This is a genomic window from Janthinobacterium sp. GW822-FHT07A03, assembly GCF_058798815.1.
This window is the reverse complement of sequence record NZ_JBXAKW010000002.1, coordinates 199019-217361: the sequence shown is the minus strand read 5'-3', so window position 1 is coordinate 217361 and position 18343 is coordinate 199019. Positions and strand designations below refer to the sequence as shown.

Below are 18343 nucleotides of genomic sequence, written 5' to 3'. Positions count from 1 at the left end.
ATCCAACGAGGTGGAGCCTGAGACAAGCAACAGGGAGACACTGGTGCAAACGCATACCACAGCAACAATGCCGACTTTTCCGCGGCGCTTATTGCAACACGGGACAGTACGATCCGACAAGCCCGCCTTTCGCGAAAAACATCTGGGCATCTGGCAGACCTGGACCTGGGCCGAGGTCAACGAGGAAGTGCGCGCGCTGGCCTGCGGCCTGGCCGCCATCGGCTTCCAGCGCGGCATGAACCTGGCCATCATCGGCGACAACCGTCCCCGCCTGTACTGGGCCATGCTGGCCGCGCAAAGCCTGGGCGGCGTGCCCGTGCCGCTGTACCAGGACGCGCCGGCCGCCGACATGGCCTACGTACTGCAGGATGCGGAAATCCGCTACGCCATCGTCGAAGACCAGGAGCAGGTCGACAAGCTGCTCGAGCTCAAGGCCCTGTATCCGCACGTCGCCCACATCGCCTATGACGATGAACGGGGCATGCGCCATTACCGCCAGCCGGAGCTGACGTCCTTTGCCGCCCTGCAGGTGCTCGGCCGCGCCTACGACCGCGAACACCCGGGTTTTTTCGACGCCGCCGTGGCAGCGGGCCAGGGCAGCGACTCGGCCGTGATCCTCTACACCTCGGGCACCACGGGCAAACCGAAGGGCGTGTGCCAGAGCCATACGGCGCTGCTGGCAGCCGGCGAAGGCGGCGTCGCCTTCGACCAGCTCACCGACAATGAAGACATCCTGTCCTACCTGCCCATGGCGTGGGTGGGCGACTGCCTGTTTTCGCTGGCGCAGGCCATGGTGGCCGGCTTTACCGTCAACTGCCCGGAATCGGGCGACACGGTGATGATCGACATGCGCGAAATCGGCCCCACCTGCTACTTTGCGCCGCCGCGCGTGTTCGAAAACATGCTCACCAGCGTGATGATACGCATGGAAGACGCCAGCAGCATCAAACGCCGCATGTTCAGTCACTTCATGGACGTGGCCAAGCGCTGCGGCGCGCAGATTTTGGACGGCAAGCCCGTTTCGCTGGCGGACCGCCTCAGCTACAAGCTGGGCGAGCTGCTCGTCTATGGCCCCCTGAAAAACGTGCTGGGACTGTCGCGCGTGCGCGTTGCCTACACGGCCGGCGCCGCCATCGGCCCCGACCTGTTCCGCTTCTACCGCTCGATCGGCGTCAACCTCAAGCAGCTGTACGGCTCCACCGAAACCTGCGCCTATGTGTGTCTGCAACCGGACGGCAATATCAAGTTCGACAGCGTCGGACTGCCCGCGCCAGGGGTGGAAGTCAAGCTGGCGGCCAATGGCGAAGTGCTGGTCAAGTCGCCCGCCACCATGAGCGGCTACTTCAAGCGCCCCGATGCCACCGCCGAAGTGATCGACAACGACGGCTACTTCCACACGGGCGACGCGGGCGTGTTCGACAGCGAAGGCCATCTGAAAATCATCGACCGCGCGGCCGATGTGGGCAAGCTGAATTGCGGCGCCATGTTCGCCCCCAACTACATCGAAAACAAGCTCAAGTTCTTCCCCTTCATCAAGGAAGTGGTGGCCTTCGGCCATGCGCGAGACCAGGTGTGCGCCTTCATCAACATCGACATCGAAGCGGTGGGCAACTGGTCGGAGCGGCGCGGCATCGCCTACTCCGGCTACACGGACCTCGCGGCGCGCGCCGAAACCTACGGTCTGATTCGCGACTGCATCGAGCAGGTCAACGCGGAACTGGCGGCCGACCCGCTGATGGACCGCACGCAGGTGCACCGCTTCCTGGTGCTGCACAAGGAACTCGACCCGGATGACGATGAGCTGACGCGCACGCGCAAGGTGCGCCGCAAATTCATCGCCGAAAAATACGCGGTGCTGATCTCCGCCCTGTATGAGGGCAAGGCAACGCAATATATCGAGACCCAGGTGAAATTCGAGGATGGCCGCCTTGGCTCGACCAGCGCCGACCTGCAGATCTGGGACAGCAAAACGTACCGGCCCCAGAGCCTGGCCGCATGATGGAGCACAGCACGATGCAAATGAACGAACCCGACACCCATTTCGGCACGGCCCGCAAGACGGGCCCCGTGATACTCGACCTGAAGAATATCTCGCTGTCGTTCGGCGGCGTGAAAGCGCTGACCGACATCTCGTTCGACGTCAAGCAGCATGAAATCCGCGCCATCATCGGCCCGAACGGCGCCGGCAAAAGCTCGATGCTCAACGTGATCAATGGCGTGTACCGCCCGCAGCAGGGAGAAATCATCTACCGCGGCGAACACCGGCGCGGCATGGATTGCTACGCGGCCGCCAAGTCCGGCATCGCGCGCACCTTCCAGAACATCGCCCTGTTCAAGGGCATGACGGTGCTGGACAACATCATGACGGGGCGCAACCTCAAAATGAAGTCGAATTTCCTGCTGCAGGCCCTGTACTGGGGACCCGCGCGGCGCGAGGAAATCGAGCACCGCAAGAAGGCAGAAGAGATCATCGACTTCCTGGAAATCCAGGCCATCCGCAAGACGCCCGTGGGACGCCTGCCCTACGGCCTGCAAAAGCGCGTGGAACTGGGCCGCGCGCTGGTAGCCGAACCGGAGATTTTGCTGCTGGACGAACCGATGGCCGGCATGAACGTGGAAGAAAAGCAGGACATGTGCCGCTTCATCCTCGACGTCAACGACCAGCTGGGCACGACCATCGTGCTGATCGAGCACGACATGGGCGTGGTGATGGATATCTCCGACCGCGTGGTGGTGCTCGACTACGGCAAGAAGATCGGCGACGGCACGCCCGACGAGGTGCGCAGCAACCAGGATGTGATCAATGCCTATCTCGGCGTGGCGCACTAGACAAGGAATAGCAATGAATATCAATTTTTTCTTTGAAGTGCTGATCGGCGGCCTGCTGTCGGGCGTCATGTACGCGCTGGTGGCGATCGGCTTCGTCCTGATCTACAAGGCCTCGGGCGTATTCAATTTCGCGCAGGGCGCGATGGTGTTCTTCGCCGCCCTCACATGCGTCGGCATCATGGACAAGTTCGGCCTGTCCTTGTGGCTGGCCATCCCGCTGACGATGGTGACGATGATCGTGCTGGGCATGGCGATTGAAAGGGTGGTCTTGCGGCCCCTCGTCAACCAGCCCGAAATCACGCTCTTCATGGCCACCATCGGCCTGACCTTTTTCATCGAGGGCCTGGCGCAGCTGATGTGGGGCTCGCAGGTGCACAAGCTGGACCTGCCCATCGAAGACGTGCCGATGCCCTTCCTGATGGACCATTTCAACATCATCGTTTCGCAGTTCGACGTGGTGGCGGCCGGCATCTGCGCGCTGCTGGTGATTTGCCTGGCCTTGCTGTTCTCGAAAACCAAGGTGGGCCGCGCCCTGCGCGCCGTCGCCGACGATCACCAGGCGGCGCTGGCTGTCGGCATTCCGCTGCAGCGCATCTGGGCCGTGGTGTGGGGCGTGGCGGGCCTGGTGGCGATGGTGGCCGGCTTGCTGTGGGGCGCGCGCAACGGGGTGCAGTTCGCCCTCACCTTCATCGCCCTGAAAGCGCTGCCCGTGCTGATCCTCGGCGGCTTTACCTCCGTGCCGGGCGCCATCGTCGGAGGCCTGATCATCGGCGCGTCGGAAAAGCTGGCCGAAGTCTACCTCGGTCCCATGGTGGGCGGCGGCATCGAAGGCTGGTTCCCGTATGTGCTGGCCCTGCTGTTCCTGCTCGTGCGCCCGGAAGGCCTGTTCGGCGAGAAGATCATCCGGCGCATCTGATGCCGCACCGCCGCACCATGCAAACGACGCACAACGCTACCGCTCCATCGCAAAGGACATGCCATGATTTACCGTGAAGCAGGACAATTCAAGACCAGCTATCAGGCTGACAACCAGATTTTCCCGATCCGGCAAGACCGCCTGGCGCTGACGGCCACGCTGCTCGTCGCCATCTTCCTCCTGCCGTATTTCGCCTCGCCGTACATGCTGTCGGCGATCCTGATCCCCTTCCTGATCTTCGCCCTGGCGGCATTGGGCCTGAACATCCTGACCGGTTATGCAGGCCAGCTGTCGCTGGGCACGGCCGCCTTCATGGCCGTCGGCGCGTTTGCCTCGTATAACTTCATGGCGCGCCTGCCCGGATTGCCGCTGCTCGTGTCGTTCATCCTGGGCGGCCTGTGCGCGGCCATGGTGGGCATCGCCTTCGGCCTGCCCTCCCTGCGCATCCGCGGCTTTTACCTGGCCGCCTCCACCCTGGCAACGCAGTTTTTTGTTGTCTGGTGCCTGACCAAGATCCCGTATCTGACCAACTACAGCTCCTCGGGCGTGATCACGGTGCAAAAGATGACTATCCTCGGCTACCAGTTCGACACGCCGCAAAGCAAATACCTGCTGGTGCTGGCGATCGTCGCCAGCATGGCGCTGCTGGCCAAGAACATGATCCGCTCGAACGTGGGCCGCTCGTGGATGGCCGTGCGCGACATGGACATGGCGGCCGAGGTGATCGGTTTCAGATTGATGCGCACCAAGCTGCTGGCGTTTGCCGTCAGCTCGTTCTACTGCGGCGTGGCCGGCGCCCTGTATGCGTACGCCTACCTGGGCACGGTGGAACCGGAAGCATACAACCTGGATCTGTCCTTCCGCATCCTGTTCATGATCATCATCGGCGGCGTCGGTTCGATCCTCGGTTCCTTCCTCGGCGCGGCCTTCATCGTGCTGCTGCCCGTCTTCCTGAACACCATCGCGCATGGCCTGACATTGCCAACCAGCGTGGCCTCGAACCTGGAACTGATGGTGTTCGGCGCGCTGATCATCTTCTTCCTGATCGTCGAGCCGCACGGCCTGGCCAGGCTGTGGCAGATTGCGAAGGAAAAGTTGAGACTCTGGCCCTTCCCCCATTAAGTTTTTGCAGTCGATGTCGGTTCACTTGAATACCAAATAAAACAAGAGGAGACACACAATGAAACACATCAAATCGCTCATGCTGGCCGCCGCCATCGCCAGTGCCGCACTCACCATGGCCGGCAGCGCCCAGGCGCAGGACAAGGAACAGTACATCGCCCTGCCCTCCTACCGCGTGGGTCCGTACGCGGCCGGCGGCTCCGGTTTCTACGGCGGCATCATCGATTACTTCAACCTGGTCAACCAGGCCGGCGGCGTCAATGGCGTGAAAATCAGCTGGGAAGAATGCGAAACCGAATACAACCCGTCGCGCGGCGTCGAATGCTATGAACGCCTGAAAACCAAGCAGGGCGGCGCCACCCTGGTCGAAACCCTGTCCACGGGCGTCGCCTACGGCATCCTCGACCGCGTAGCGCAGGACAAGATCCCCATGACGATGATCGGCTACGGCCGCTCGGACGCCGCCAACGGCAAGGTCTTCCCGTATGTGTATCCGCTGATCTCCAGCTACTGGAGCCAGGCCGCCGCCATGATCAAGTATTTGGGCGACAAGGATGGCGGCATGGACAAGCTGAAAGGCAAGAAGATCGTCCACCTGTACCACGATTCGGCCTTCGGCAAGGAACCGCTGCCCGTGCTCGAAGCGCTGTCGAAACAGTACGGCTTTGAGCTGATCAAGATTCCCGTCGCGCCGCCTGGCAGCGAACAGCAATCGCAATGGCTGCAAATCCGCCAGGCCAAGCCGGACCACGTGATCCTGTGGGGCTGGGGCGTGATGAACTCCGTGGCCATCAAGACGGCGCAGCGCAACGGCTTCCCGCGCGACAAAATGCTGGGCGTCTGGTGGGCCGGTTCCGAGGAAGACACGATTCCATCGGGCGACGCGGCCAAGGGCTACACGGCGATGACGTTCAATACGCCGGGCAACTACCCCGTGCTCGACGACATCCGCAAGAAACTCTACGCCACCGGCAAGGGCAACCTGTCCGACCAGTCGCGCATCGGCTCCGTGTACCACATGCGCGGCGTGACGGCCGGTATCCTGTGGGTCGAAGCGATCCGCGTGGCGCAGGAAAAATTCGGCAAGGGCAAGCCGATCACGGGCGAGCAGATGCGCTGGGGTCTGGAAAACCTGAACGTCGACGATGCGCGCCAGAAGGCCGTGGGCGCGCTGGGCATGTTCCCCACCGTGAAGACCAGCTGCGACGACCATGAAGGTTCGGGCGCCGTGAAAGTGCAGCAGTGGGATGGCAAGAAGTGGACCGCCATCACGCCAAAATGGATCGTCGGCGACAAGGCCCTGGTGCGTAAGCTCGTCGAGGAATCCTCGAACAAGTACGCCGAAGAGAAGAAGATCACGCCGGCGTGCATGAAATAAGCAACTGGAACCGGACCGGTGCCAGCGCGCCGGTCCCGTGTTTAACATTTTAAAGAAGCAGCCATGACCCACACTGCCACGCAATCCCCGATCCAGACGGAAGCACCGCCGCCCTACCTGTCGGTGAACAATATCGAAGTCATCTACGACCATGTGATTCTGGTCCTGAAGGGCGTGTCGCTGCAAGTCCCGCAGGGCAAGATCGTGGCGCTCCTGGGCGCCAACGGCGCCGGCAAGTCGACCACCCTGAAAACCATCTCGACCCTGCTGCGCGGCGAACGGGGCGACGTCACCAAGGGCGAGGTCCAGTTCAAGGGCGAGCGCGTGGACCAATTGACGCCGAATGAGCTGGTCAAGCGCGGCCTGTCGCAAGTGATGGAAGGCCGGCACTGTTTCGGCCACCTCACCATCGAGGAGAACCTGCTGACGGGCGCCTACACGCGCAGCCTGTCGCGCGGCGAACTGAAAGACGCGCTGGAAAAGGTGTATCACTATTTCCCGCGCCTCAGAACGCGGCGCAGCAGCCAGGCCGGCTATACCTCGGGCGGCGAGCAGCAGATGTGCGCCATCGGCCGCGCGCTGATGGCCAAGCCGTCGATGATCTTATTGGACGAACCCTCGATGGGCATCGCGCCGCAGATCGTCGAAGAGATCTTCGGCATCGTCAAGGACCTGAACCACAAGGAAAACGTGTCTTTCCTGCTGGCCGAACAGAACACCAACGTGGCGCTGCGCTACGCCGACTTCGGCTACATCCTGGAAAACGGCCGCGTCGTGATGGAAGGGCAAGCGCAGGAACTGGCCAGCAACGAAGACGTCAAAGAGTTTTACCTGGGCGTGTCCAGCGCCGGGCGCAAGAGCTTCCGCGACATGAAGTTCTACCGCCGCCGCAAGCGCTGGCTGGCCTGACATAAGAGCTGCCGTCATGGACCTGGAACGGGCGAAGCAAGTGTGCCGTGGCTTTCCCGGCGCGACCGAAGACATCAAGTGGAGCAACGTGCTGGCGTTTTGCGTTGGCGGCAAGATGTTCGCCCTGTGCGGCGCGGAAGCGCACAGCACGCGCGGCATGAGCTTCAAGGTCGATGCGGAACGCTTCCTGGAATTGACGGACCGCCCCGGCATCCGCCCGGCTCCCTACCTGGCGCGGGCCAAATGGGTGCATATCGCCAGCCCCGACGCCCTGGACGATGGGGAAATGGCCGCCCTGCTGCACCGCTCATACAGCCTGATTTTTGCGGGGCTGACGAAAAAAATGCAACGTGACATTGGAGAATCAGCAACATGACCGATACGCTCGACAGTCTGGAAGCCCGCGCCCCCGAAGCGCGCGAACGCGAATTGATGGCCGGCCTGCCGCAGCTGATCGCGCGCGCGCAACAGGCGCCGGGCTGGGCCCGTATCCTCGACGGCGTCAACGCGGCCGGCATCACCAGCCGCGCCGCGCTGGCGCAGCTGCCCGTGACGCGCAAGTCCGATCTCAAGCAATTGCAGCACGCGCAGCTGCCGTTCGGCGGCTTGAACACGACGCCGAAAAACGCCCTGTCGCGCGTGTTCGTCTCGCCCGGTCCCATCTTCGATCCGGAAGGCAGGGGGCCCGACTGGTGGCGCTTCGCGCGGCCCATGTATGCGGCCGGCGTGCGCGCCGGCGGCTTGCTGCAGAACTGTTTTTCGTATCACTTCACGCCGGCCGCCTTCATGGTCGAAGGGGGCGCCGCGCGCATCGGCTGCACGGTCATCCCGGCCGGCATCGGCCAGACGGAAATGCAGGTGCAGGCGATGGCCGACCTGAAGCCGGACACGTATATCGGCACGCCCTCATTTTTAAAACTGATCATCGAAAAGGCGCGCGAGATGGGCGCCGACATCAGCAGCGTCACCAAGGCCGTGATAGGCGCGGAAGCCTTGCCCGAATCCTTGCGCAGCTGGTTTGCCGAGAACGGCGTGCCGCACGTGTTCCAGACCTATGCCTCGGCCGATATCGGCAGCATCGCCTATGAAACGGCCAGCAATGGCAAGCTCAATCCCGGCATGGTCGTCGATGAAAACGTGCTGCTGGAAATCGTCCATCCGGGCAGCGGCATTCCCGTCGCGCCGGGCGAGGTGGGCGAAGTCGTCGTCACCGTCTTCAATGCCGACTACCCGCTGATCCGCTTCGCCACCGGTGATCTGTCGGCAGTGCTGGTCGATGCGCCGGATTCGCCGTGCGGGCGCACGAATACGCGCATCAAGGGCTGGATGGGACGCGCGGATCAAACCACCAAGGTGCGCGCCATGTTCGTGCATCCGTCGCAGGTGCATGAGATCGCGCGCCGCCACCCGCAAATCAGGAAGGCGCGGCTGGTGGTGTCGGGACGCATGGCCAACGATGAGATGGCCTTGCATTGCGAAGTCGACGATCCGCATGACGCCAGCGGCGTGGAAGCGATCATCAGCTCGATCCGCGAACTGACCAAGCTGCGGGGCGACGTGGTGCTGGTGGCCATAGGCAGTCTGGCGCAGGATGGGAAAATCATCGACGACATGCGCGATTACAAATAAGGCCGATTTGCGGGATAATACCGGCATTGACCATCAGCCCTATTCATCGCCATGCAAGAGTCCATGCAAGAATTTCATCACAACCGTGCCCGTGACCTGATCAAGAACGCGGAACTGCTGTTCGACCAGGAGGCCGTGCAGGCGTCGATCACGCGCATGGCCGATGTGCTCAACACACGCTTCAACGCCGAGGATTCGAAAGAGTTCCCGCTGGTGCTGGGCGTGATGGGCGGCGCCGTCGTGTTTACGGGCAGCCTGCTGCCGCAACTGAGCTTCCCGCTCGAATTCGACTACATCCATGTGAGCCGCTACGGCGACGATGACAAGGGTGGCGAAGTGGTGTGGAAAGTCATCCCCCGCTCGAACGTGGCGGGCCGCACCGTCATCGTGCTCGACGATATTCTCGACGAAGGCGAAACCCTGGCGCACGTCAAGCAGCGCCTGCTGGACATGGGCGCCTCGGAAGTCATCCTGGCCGTGTTCGCCGACAAGGCCATCGGCAAGAAAAAGCCCGTACAAGCCGACATCGTCGGCCTGGTGATCCCGAACCGCTTCGTCGTCGGCTTCGGTATGGATGCGTATGGCTACTGGCGCAACCTGCCGGGTTTGTGGGCCATCAAGCCTGAGGATTTGAAGCAGGAGTGATGGCCAAATTCCGGGGTCAGACCCGACGGGTCTGACCCCAGCCTTCACGCTTTTACAGCTTCAACCGCGCGCGCGCCGCATCGTATTCGGCCTTCAGGCGCGCCACCATCTCTGCCACACTCGGCACGTCATCCATCAAGCCGACGCCCTGGCCCGCACCCCAGATGTCGCGCCAGGCCTTGGCGCTGCCGGAACCAAAATTCATCGCGCTCTTGTCCGCTTCGGGCAAGGCTTCCGGATCGAGTCCGGCCGCTTCGATCGATTTTTTCAGGTAATTGCCGTGCACGCCAGTAAACAGGTTCGTGTAGACGATGTCCGCCGCGCTTGAATCCACGATGGCGTCGCGGTAGCCGTCGCTGACGTTCGATTCCTTGGTCGCCAGCCAGCGCGAGCCGATGTAGGCAAAGTCGGCGCCCATCGCTTGCGCGGCCAGCACGGCGTCGCCCGTGGCGATGGAGCCCGACAGCGCCAGCGGGCCGTCGAAGAATTTGCGCACTTCGCCCACCAGCGCGAACGGCGACAGGGTGCCCGCGTGGCCGCCGGCGCCGCTGGCGACCAGGATCAAGCCATCGACGCCCGCCTCCAGCGCCTTTTTCGCGTGACGGATCGAAATCACGTCATGCAGCACGATGCCGCCATAGCTGTGGATGGCGTCGAGCATTTCCTTGGGCGGCGCGCGCAGCGAGGAAATGATGATGGGGACCTGGTGTTTCACGCACACTGCCACGTCATGCGCCAGGCGGTCGTTCGACTGGTGCACGATCTGGTTGACGGCGATCGGCCCCACTTTTTTATCGGGATGAGCGGCCTGGAAGGCGGCCAGCTCGGCCTGCAGGTCGGTCAGCCAGGTGTCGAGCAATTCGGCCGGACGCGCGTTCAGGGCCGGGAAGGAACCGACGATGCCGGCCTTGCACTGCGCCGCGACGAGGGCCGGGCCGCTGGCGATGAACATCGGCGAGGCGATAACGGGTAAGGAGAGGTTTTGCAACGCAACAGGCAATGCCATGGCGGACTCGCTGGAAAGTTGATCGGACGTGAAAGACACACTGAACGTTGATTATAGTGCAGAAAAAGTACGATCGTGCTGAATTTATCGCAAGCCCTGCTCAACCCTCGTTAAGCAAGTACTCACCCTCGACCCGCGCCGCTGCTGCCCTGCATAGTTGCGACACGGCCCACTCGGCCAGCGCGGCCGCCTCCTGGCGCAGGAAGCGCCGGTTGGCCTCCTCGAAGATCGGCATGCTGCGCAGCAGGGCCGGTATCTCGGCCAGGGCGATGCGCTGGCGCTCCAGCAGCAAAAATTTCAGCAGCACTTTGACCGCATTCTGCGCATTGCGCACGGGGTCGGACGCCAGGTAGTCGAGGCGCGAATACGCGCGCTGCAGGGCGCCGGCGGCATCCTGGAATGGCCGCCCGTGGCCGGGAATGACGACGCGCACGTCCAGGCCGGCGATCAGGTCCAGGGTAGCGCGCGCTTCAGGAAAGCCGGAGCCGCCATCGAGTTCGGGGAAGATCACGCCAAAGCCGTTTTCCCACAGGGCGTCGGCGGAAATCAGGATGCCCTCGCCGGCGCAGTAAAAAATCAGCGAGTGCGGGTCGTGGCCCGGCGCACCCAGCGCCTGCCAGGCCATGCCGGCCAAAGTCAAGGTGTCGCCCGGAGAGACGGTGGCGTCAAAGCGGAAGCGCGGGCATTGCTGACCCGTGGCCTGGAAACTCAGGGCATCGACATCCCATGCGCGCACCTTGTCCGCTTCCGATACGGGAATGGCCGTATGGCAGCCATATGCGGCTTGCAGCAGCGCGTTGCCGCCGCAATGGTCGGAGTGCAAGTGGGTGTTGAACAGGCGGTCCAGCGGCCGGCCGGCCAGGCTGTGGCGCAGCAGGGCCAGGGTTTGCGGCGCATGCGTGACATAGCCGCTGTCGATCAGGGCCGTGTCATCCTTCCCCTGGAACAGAATGTTGTTCGACGACAGCCAGCCGCGTTCGAACACCTGCATGGCATCGGGGAACAGCGCTGGCGATCGCGGCATGGCTTCCTCAGTAGTCGGGCTCGAAATCGAGCAAAGATTCACGGCCCGGCAATTCGGCCCACACGGCGCGCTTGAAATCGTCGTCGGCCTTGCTCCAGGCGATGATCTCGTCGAGCGTGCGCAGGCAGCCTTCGCACAAGCCGCTGTTGCGGTTCATCTTGCACAGGCTGACGCAGGGCGACGGCACCGGCGACGGCAAAGAAAGCGGAACGGCTGGCGGAGGTGGGGGAGCGACCATCATGGAGCGGCATCGGTAAACGTGAAGACTTTCATTATGCCGCGAAACGGCGCCGGCGAGTCGATGGCATCGCCCTGCAATGTTTCCGTGAATATATTTTCCAGCGAAACAATGGTCAACAACCGCTCTTCCGGAAATATATTTTTCACACATTCTCACTCTGCGGGTGCCCGTCCTACAACACGATCAGGCCAGATCCTGCTTGACTTGAGATATTTCAGAACTATACTACCATCCATACAGATGGCAAATGGATGCCACGTGGAGTTTATGGAGAGATATGGCCAAGCAAGACAGCAAGCCCAAAATTGGGGAATCCGAGAAAATCACGATCAACCTCGGCTTGATTGACCTGGGGCAGATCGATCTGCTGGTCCAGGAGGGATTTTATTCCAACCGCACGGATCTGATCCGTACGGCCATACGCAACCAGCTGGGCACCCACGCCGACGTGGTGAAACAAACCGTCGCCCGTAAAAGCCTGGTATTGGGCATGCAGCATTACTCGCGCGCCGACCTGGAAGCGATCCAGGCAGCCGGCCAGCGCCTGCAGATACAGGTGCTGGGACTGGCCAGCATCGCCAGCGACGTCTCGGTGGAACTGGCACTGGCCACCATCGAGTCGATTTTCGTATTAGGTGCCCTGCACGCCAGCACCGTCGTCAAGACGGCGCTCGCAGGGCGAATTCACTAGCGTATTGGTTCGCGGCGATGACCCGGCCGATGCGCGGCACCGTTAAGGATGGTCATGAAACTACCTCTCAACATGCTGGCGCAGATGCGCGCCGCGACCCGTAATCTGATGGGCAGCGGCCCCGCCGCCGCCGCCGAAGCGATCCAGCAGGCGCTGTCTGCGGCCGGCCTGGCGCCGCAAGCGGCCGCCACGCAAGCGCCGCCACCGCAGCCGATGCGCGACATTAATCCGCCACCAGCACCAGCGCAGGCCCGGACCGGGCAGCCTCACGCTGACGCCGCGCCGCCCTCGCCCGCGCAGGCGGCACAGGACTTCGCGCAGGACTTCATGGCGCGCCTGGGCGTACCCGCCGGCCTGGGCCAGCACAGCTTCGACATGCCCAGCTTCGATCTGCCCAATTTCCACCCGCCCGGCTTCAACGCGCCGGCCGCCACGCCGGCGGAGATCCCCGCTGGCGCGCAGTTCATCGACGGCGTATACCGCAACCATGCGGGCACGCGTTCGTACAAGCTGTATATCCCCAGCAGCTACCACGGCCAGGCCATGCCGCTGATCGTCATGCTGCACGGCTGCACGCAAAATCCCGACGATTTCGCCGCCGGCACGCAAATGAATGCGCTGGCCGAAGAAAAGGAGTGTTTTGTCGTCTATCCGGCACAGACGCAGGGCGCCAACAGTTCGCGCTGCTGGAACTGGTTCAACGCCATCGACCAGCAACGCGACCAGGGCGAACCGTCGCTGATCGCCGGCATCGCCCAGCAAGTCATCGACGAATACCCGGTCAACGAGCGCGAAGTATTCGTCGCCGGCCTGTCGGCGGGCGGCGCCATGGCCGTCATCGTCGGTACCCTGTACCCCGACCTGTTTGCCGCCGTCGGCGTGCATTCCGGCCTGCCCTTCGCCTCGGCGCAGGACTTGCCGTCGGCGCTGGCCGCCATGAAGGGCGGTGCCATGCCCAATGCCCAGCGCAAGGCGCCGGCCGGCGGCGTACCCATCATCGTTTTCCACGGCGACCGCGACACCACCGTCAACCCGCGCAATGGCGATGAACTGATCGCCCAGGGCGTGCGCAGCCAGGCGGGCGGCAAGGCGGCCAGGGCCGCTTCCGTCGACGGCAGCGTGCCGAACGGCCACCGCTACACGCGCACCACGCACAGCCAGGCCGACGGCTCGCCGCTGGGCGAACACTGGGTCATCCACGGCGCCGGCCATGCCTGGTCCGGCGGCAGCAACAACGGCAGCTATACGGACGGAAAAGGGCCGGACGCCAGCCGGGAAATGCTGCGCTTCTTCAAGACCGTCAGCTGATGTTTTCGGTGTATGGCGCGATCTGCCGCTGCTTGTCGGCGATCTCGCACACGCCGTCGGCATAGCGGTTGGAGATGGCGATGAACTGGTCCTGGATCTGCAGGAAGGCATCGACGATCTCGGCGTCGAAGTGCGAACCGCGCCCCTCGACGATGATCTGCACGGCCTGCGCGTGGTCCATGCCCTGCTTGTAGATGCGCCGGCTGATCAGGGCGTCGTACACGTCGGCCAGCGCCATCAGGCGCGCCGAAATCGGGATGGCGTCGCCCGCCAGTCCTTGCGGGTAGCCGCTGCCGTCCCATTTTTCATGGTGGCTGTAGGCGATCTCTTTCGCGTACTTGAGGAAATCGACTTCGATGCCCAGTTCGTGCTCGGCCGCCAGGATGGCGTCGCGTCCCAAGGTGGTGTGCGTCTTCATGATGGCCATTTCATGCGGCTCGAAACGCCCCGGCTTGAGCAGGATATGGTCGGGGATGCCCACCTTGCCGATATCGTGCAGCGGCGCCGTCTTGAACAGCAGTTCGATATTCTTGTCCGTCAAAAAATCGCGGAAACGCGGCAAGTTGCGCACCTTCTCGGCCAGCGCCTTCAGGTAGTGCGAGGTGCGGCGGATATGGTTGCCCGTCTCGCTGTCGCGCGTCTCGGCCAGCGACGCCATGGCGTGGATGGTGACGTCCTGCAGCGCCGCCACTTCCTGCACGCGGCGCTCCACTTCCGTTTCCAGATACTGGTTCTGGTCGCGCAGGAAATCCTGCATCTGCTTCATCGCCAGCTGCGTCCTGATACGCGCCAGCACGATGGGCGCCGAAATCGGCTTGGTGATGTAATCGACGGCGCCCAGGGCCAGGCCCAGCTGCTCGTCTGCCACCTCGCTCATGGCCGTGACGAAAATCACGGGGATGCCGGCCGTGGCGGGATCGGCCTTCAGCGCGCGGCACACATCGTAGCCGCTCATGCCCGGCATCATGATGTCGAGCAGGATCAGGTCAGGCTGGTCGCCGCCGGCGGCGATCTTCAGGGCGCGCTCGCCATTGACGGCGATCTTGGTGCGGTAATCGTCTTCCAGCACCGCGCGCAGCAGGTCGATATTGTCTGGCGTGTCATCGACCACCAGGATGGTTGCCTTGCTTGCCGGCGCTCTCATGCCCGTCCTTCGCTCTGCATAGTTATCCTTGTCACAGTGTCAGCTCCAGCGCATCGGCCACCTCGCCCAGCTGCGCCAGCGCACCTTCGAAATCGTATTGTCCCAGCATGCGCTTCAACTGGCGCGCATGTTCCGCCTGCCCCGCCGCGACCAGCACGGGACCGATGCCGTCAAGGTGCTTGACGGCCTGCGCGTCGTCCTGCTGCAGCAGCTGCGACAACTCGCGCAAGCCCGCTTCCAGATATGCCCGGTCCACCGGCGCCACGTGCGCCACCGCCGCGCCGCCCGCCTCGGCCACATTGCCGCGCGACTGCATCGCCAGCACGATCTTCGGCACCAGCTCGTCGAGCGCCAGGGTGCAAGCGGCCAGCGCCTGCGGCAAGCCGTCGTGCGAGCCCAGGCTGAGCAAGTGCTCGACCCGCGCGGCGCTGTCGGCCAGGCCGCCGGCACCGATATTACCGGCCAGGCCCTTCAGGGTATGCGCTTCGCGGATCGCCGTCTCGAGCTGGTTGTTCTCGATGGCGGCCACGATGCGCTGCATGGCGTCAAACTGGGTTTCCACGAAGCGGTCCAGTAATTTTCGCATCAAAGCGGCATTGCCGCCCACGCGGCGCATGGCTTCCGCCATTTTCAGGCCGGCGATCACGGGCAGCTCCGCTTCCGGCTGCGCCGCTACCGACGTCATTGCCTGCGGCGCGGCCGGCGCGATCCAGCGCGCCAGGGTGCCGAACAGCTGCGCCACGTCGATCGGCTTGGCGATGAAATCGTTCATGCCGGCGTCCAGACATTTTTCCTTGTCGCCGACCATGGCATTGGCCGTCATGGCGATCACGGGCAAATTCGAGTAACGGGGGTCCTGGCGCAGCTTGCGCGTCGCCTGGTAGCCATCCATCACCGGCATCTGGCAATCCATCAGCACGCCGTCATAGGCGTTTTCCTCTATCTTCGCCAGCGCGATGGCGCCATTACCGGCGATATCGACGCGGATGCCGGCGTCGTTGAGGATATGCTGCGCCACTTCCTGGTTCACTTCATTATCCTCGACCAGCAGCAGCCAGGCACCGCGCAGGGCGCGTTCGTCGTCGCGGTAGCTGCTCTGGCGCTGCGTCTTGCGGCTCTGCCCCGTCACGCCGCCAAACACGAACGAAATCTGGTCGAGCAGGGTCGAGGCGCTGACGGGCTTGTTCAACACGCCGTCGAGCGGCAAGTCCCGCTGGCGCGCCGCTTCCAGCAGCGCTTCGCGATGAAAGGCCGTGACCATGATGCAGGCCGGCGTGGCATCGATACCGGCGGCGGCGGCGCGGATGCCGGCCAGGGTATCGAGGCCGTTCATGCCCGGCATTTTCCAGTCCATCAGCACCAGTCCGTACGGGCGCCCCTCGGCGCGCGCCTGCGCCACGGCGCCGATGGCCAGCACGCCGCCAGACACGGCACGCGCCTCGAAGCCGAGCGCCGTCAGCATGCTGACGAAGATTTCACGCGCGCTGGGGTTGTCGTCGACCACCAGCACGCGCAGGCCCTCGAAGCGCTGCGGTGCAAGCAGGCTGTCGCGCGGCACGGCGGCCAGGCCGAAGCGGGCCGTGAAGAAAAAGGTGCTGCCCACGCCCGCTTCGCTGACCAGGTCGATCTCGCCTTCCATCATTTCCACCAGGCGCTTGCTGATGGTCAGCCCCAGGCCCGTGCCGCCATGGTGGCGCGTGGTGGAGGTGTCGGCCTGGGTAAAGGCCTGGAACAGTTTGCTGCGCTGGGGTGGCGTCAGGCCGATGCCCGTGTCGCGCACGTCCACGCGCAAGACAGCGGCATGCTCTTCCAGCTGCTGCAGGCGGATGGTGACGACGATCTCGCCCTTGTCCGTAAACTTGATCGCATTGTTGGTGAGATTGATCAGCACCTGGCCCAGGCGCAGCGGGTCGCCCTGCAAGGCGTTCGGCACGTCGGGAGCGATGTCGAACAGCAGTTCGAGCCCCTTGTCCTGCGCCCGCATCACGGACAGGTCGGCGATCTGCGCCAGCACGTCCTCGAGGAAGAAATCGACTTTTTCAAAGGCCATCTTGCCCGCCTCGATCTTAGAGAAATCGAGGATGTCGTCGATGATGGCCAACAGGTTCTTCGAAGCCGATTCCACCTTCTCCAGGTAGTTGCGCTGGGTCGACGTAAGGTCCGTCTGCAGCGCCAGGTGGGTCATGCCGATGATGCCGTTCATCGGCGTGCGAATTTCATGGGACATATTCGCCAGGAAGTCCGACTTCATCTTGGTCGCATCCTCGGCCACTTCGACGGCATGGCGCAGGTCCTGCTCGACGGCCAGGCTGGTGCTCATGTCCTTGAGCGCCTGCAGCAATTCGCCTGTCTCGTCGCGCGACGTCACTTCGATGACGGAACTGAGGTCACCATTGGCCACGCGCGTGGCGATCGCCACCGCCTCGCCCAGCGGACGCGTGATCGAGCGCGCCGACCAGGCAAAGGCCAGACCGGTCAGCAAGGCTGCCAGGCCGATGCCGCCCATCAGCAGCAGCGAGGTATCGATGTCGTTGCGTATCCTGGCCGCGCTGTCGCGGATCAGCTGCTGCTGCAGGTCGTCGAGCTGGCCCACGTACAGCAGCACTTTTTCCAGCACCGGCAAGGTCTGCGTCTGCATGGCCTGCTCGGCGCGGGCATCCTCGCCGCGCTCGACCAGCTCGAACATCGTCTTGAGCGAGCCATAGTAATCGGCGCGTGCCAGGTGCATCTGTTCCAGCAGGCGCCGTTCCTCGGGCCGCGCATCGAGACCATCAAGGATGCGCACCTGCTCGTCGATGCCTTGCTTGATCGCTTCCAGGCGCGCCTGATTCGCCTGGCGCAGCGCCAGCTTGTGCTGGTTCGGCAGATTGCCGATGCGCGTGGCCGCCTCGCGCGCCAGCCCGTGGATCTTGCTGGTGGCCTTGGCGGCGACCCAGTCGCGCTGCAGGATATCGTCGGTCTCGGCACGGATGGCATAGATGCGGCTGCCAGAGAGGACGATGACGACCAGCATCAGCACGATCAACATGGCATAACCGGCATTGATGCGCACGCCGATACTGATATCCCTGAAGCGCATGACTTTCCTATAAGAAATTCTTGAAAATCGAAGTCTGAACGTATTCCCCTACAGAATGCAAGGTTTATTGCAAAGCAATTGCATGCCGAAGCACTTAATTAGCCGACGTTAGGGCTTGGCAGGAGGTGATAGTGTGGCGATGTGCGCTTGCAGGCAGGCGGGGCACCAGCAGCCCACGGCGGCGCTGCCGGGCACGGGAACAGCGGGCGGCAGGGCGACGCACCAGCAGGGTTCCTTGGCGTCCGGATCGAGCTGGCCGCACTGGAAAGTGGCGCCGCAAAGGCTGCACTGGCTCATGGCTGTGTTTGAATTGGCAAGTGTGTGTCTTGCTGCGCCGCGATGCGACGCAGATGTAACGGGCAGTAAAAGGGCTGGCTGGGGGACATATCGGGCCAGACTATAGGATCATCAGGGAAAATACA

Annotated in this window: 18 protein-coding genes; 11 read left to right on the top strand and 7 right to left on the bottom strand. The window is 63.3% G+C overall.

From position 1 onward, the window contains the following. Positions 1-67: 67 nt before the first annotated feature. From AC1RJW_RS07015 to AC1RJW_RS06975, 9 genes are all read left to right on the top strand, one after another. Positions 68-1999, top strand: a complete 1932-nt coding sequence (locus tag AC1RJW_RS07015; RefSeq protein ID WP_493044363.1) for an AMP-binding protein — start codon at positions 68-70, stop codon at positions 1997-1999. Between the two features lie 14 nt (positions 2000-2013). Beyond that, positions 2014-2829: an ABC transporter ATP-binding protein gene (locus AC1RJW_RS07010; RefSeq protein ID WP_493044362.1), complete on the top strand. Its 816-nt coding sequence runs from the start codon at positions 2014-2016 to the stop codon at positions 2827-2829. A gap of 19 nt (positions 2830-2848) precedes the next feature. Continuing rightward, positions 2849-3745, top strand: a complete 897-nt coding sequence (locus AC1RJW_RS07005) for a branched-chain amino acid ABC transporter permease (RefSeq protein WP_326457022.1) — start codon at positions 2849-2851, stop codon at positions 3743-3745. 63 nt (positions 3746-3808) lie between these two features. Continuing rightward, positions 3809-4867 (top strand): branched-chain amino acid ABC transporter permease, encoded by a 1059-nt coding sequence (locus AC1RJW_RS07000; protein ID WP_493044361.1) that lies wholly within the window; start codon positions 3809-3811, stop codon positions 4865-4867. 58 nt (positions 4868-4925) lie between these two features. Next, positions 4926-6245 carry an ABC transporter substrate-binding protein gene (locus AC1RJW_RS06995; RefSeq protein ID WP_489629273.1) on the top strand — a complete coding sequence of 440 codons (1320 nt, stop codon included), beginning with the start codon at positions 4926-4928 and terminating at the stop codon, positions 6243-6245. A gap of 63 nt (positions 6246-6308) precedes the next feature. Beyond that, a complete protein-coding gene (locus tag AC1RJW_RS06990; RefSeq protein WP_493044360.1) occupies positions 6309-7154 on the top strand; it encodes an ABC transporter ATP-binding protein in 846 nt (281 codons plus the stop codon). Positions 7155-7170: 16 nt separating this feature from the next. Then, positions 7171-7530, top strand: a complete 360-nt coding sequence (locus AC1RJW_RS06985; RefSeq protein ID WP_493044359.1) for an MmcQ/YjbR family DNA-binding protein — start codon at positions 7171-7173, stop codon at positions 7528-7530. Beyond that, a complete protein-coding gene (locus tag AC1RJW_RS06980) occupies positions 7527-8783 on the top strand; it encodes a phenylacetate--CoA ligase family protein (protein WP_493044358.1) in 1257 nt (418 codons plus the stop codon). Before AC1RJW_RS06985 ends, AC1RJW_RS06980 begins: the two co-directional genes overlap by 4 nt. Positions 8784-8846: 63 nt before the next feature. Then, complete coding sequence (locus AC1RJW_RS06975) at positions 8847-9428, top strand: hypoxanthine-guanine phosphoribosyltransferase (RefSeq protein ID WP_086137290.1); 582 nt, start codon at positions 8847-8849, stop codon at positions 9426-9428. A 52-nt stretch (positions 9429-9480) separates the two neighbouring features. On the opposite strand, the gene AC1RJW_RS06970 is transcribed toward AC1RJW_RS06975, so the two are convergent. From AC1RJW_RS06970 to AC1RJW_RS06955, 4 genes are all read right to left on the bottom strand, one after another. Then, positions 9481-10434, bottom strand: a complete 954-nt coding sequence (locus tag AC1RJW_RS06970) for an NAD(P)H-dependent flavin oxidoreductase (protein ID WP_493044357.1) — start codon at positions 10432-10434, stop codon at positions 9481-9483. 100 nt (positions 10435-10534) lie between these two features. Beyond that, the gene (locus tag AC1RJW_RS06965) at positions 10535-11458 is read right to left on the bottom strand and encodes an MBL fold metallo-hydrolase (RefSeq protein ID WP_493044356.1); all 924 of its coding nucleotides are present in this window, start codon (positions 11456-11458) and stop codon (positions 10535-10537) included. Positions 11459-11465: 7 nt separating this feature from the next. Next, complete coding sequence (locus AC1RJW_RS06960) at positions 11466-11699, bottom strand: DUF1289 domain-containing protein (protein ID WP_368858614.1); 234 nt, start codon at positions 11697-11699, stop codon at positions 11466-11468. After that, complete coding sequence (locus AC1RJW_RS06955; protein ID WP_493044355.1) at positions 11696-11845, bottom strand: hypothetical protein; 150 nt, start codon at positions 11843-11845, stop codon at positions 11696-11698. The genes AC1RJW_RS06960 and AC1RJW_RS06955 overlap by 4 nt, the downstream gene beginning before the upstream one ends. A 131-nt stretch (positions 11846-11976) precedes the next feature. On the opposite strand from AC1RJW_RS06955, the gene AC1RJW_RS06950 reads away from it, so the two are divergent. Together AC1RJW_RS06950 and AC1RJW_RS06945 are read left to right on the top strand one after the other, a co-directional pair. Next, positions 11977-12390, top strand: coding sequence for a CopG family transcriptional regulator (locus tag AC1RJW_RS06950; RefSeq protein WP_034752801.1), 414 nt, complete (start codon positions 11977-11979; stop codon positions 12388-12390). A 54-nt stretch (positions 12391-12444) separates the two neighbouring features. Continuing rightward, entirely contained in the window at positions 12445-13698 is a 1254-nt protein-coding gene (locus AC1RJW_RS06945) for an extracellular catalytic domain type 1 short-chain-length polyhydroxyalkanoate depolymerase (RefSeq protein ID WP_493044354.1), read from the top strand. Here the strand turns inward: AC1RJW_RS06945 and AC1RJW_RS06940 are convergent. From AC1RJW_RS06940 to AC1RJW_RS06930, 3 genes are all read right to left on the bottom strand, one after another. Then, entirely contained in the window at positions 13691-14842 is a 1152-nt protein-coding gene (locus AC1RJW_RS06940) for a response regulator (RefSeq protein WP_493044353.1), read from the bottom strand. The two genes, AC1RJW_RS06945 and AC1RJW_RS06940, sit on opposite strands and share 8 nt — an antisense overlap. A 31-nt stretch (positions 14843-14873) precedes the next feature. Beyond that, complete coding sequence (locus AC1RJW_RS06935) at positions 14874-17921, bottom strand: response regulator (protein ID WP_493044352.1); 3048 nt, start codon at positions 17919-17921, stop codon at positions 14874-14876. A 108-nt stretch (positions 17922-18029) separates the two neighbouring features. Then, on the bottom strand, positions 18030-18218 hold the full coding sequence (locus AC1RJW_RS06930; RefSeq protein ID WP_493044351.1) for a cysteine-rich CWC family protein: 189 nt from the start codon (positions 18216-18218) through the stop codon (positions 18030-18032). Positions 18219-18343 lie beyond the last annotated feature (125 nt).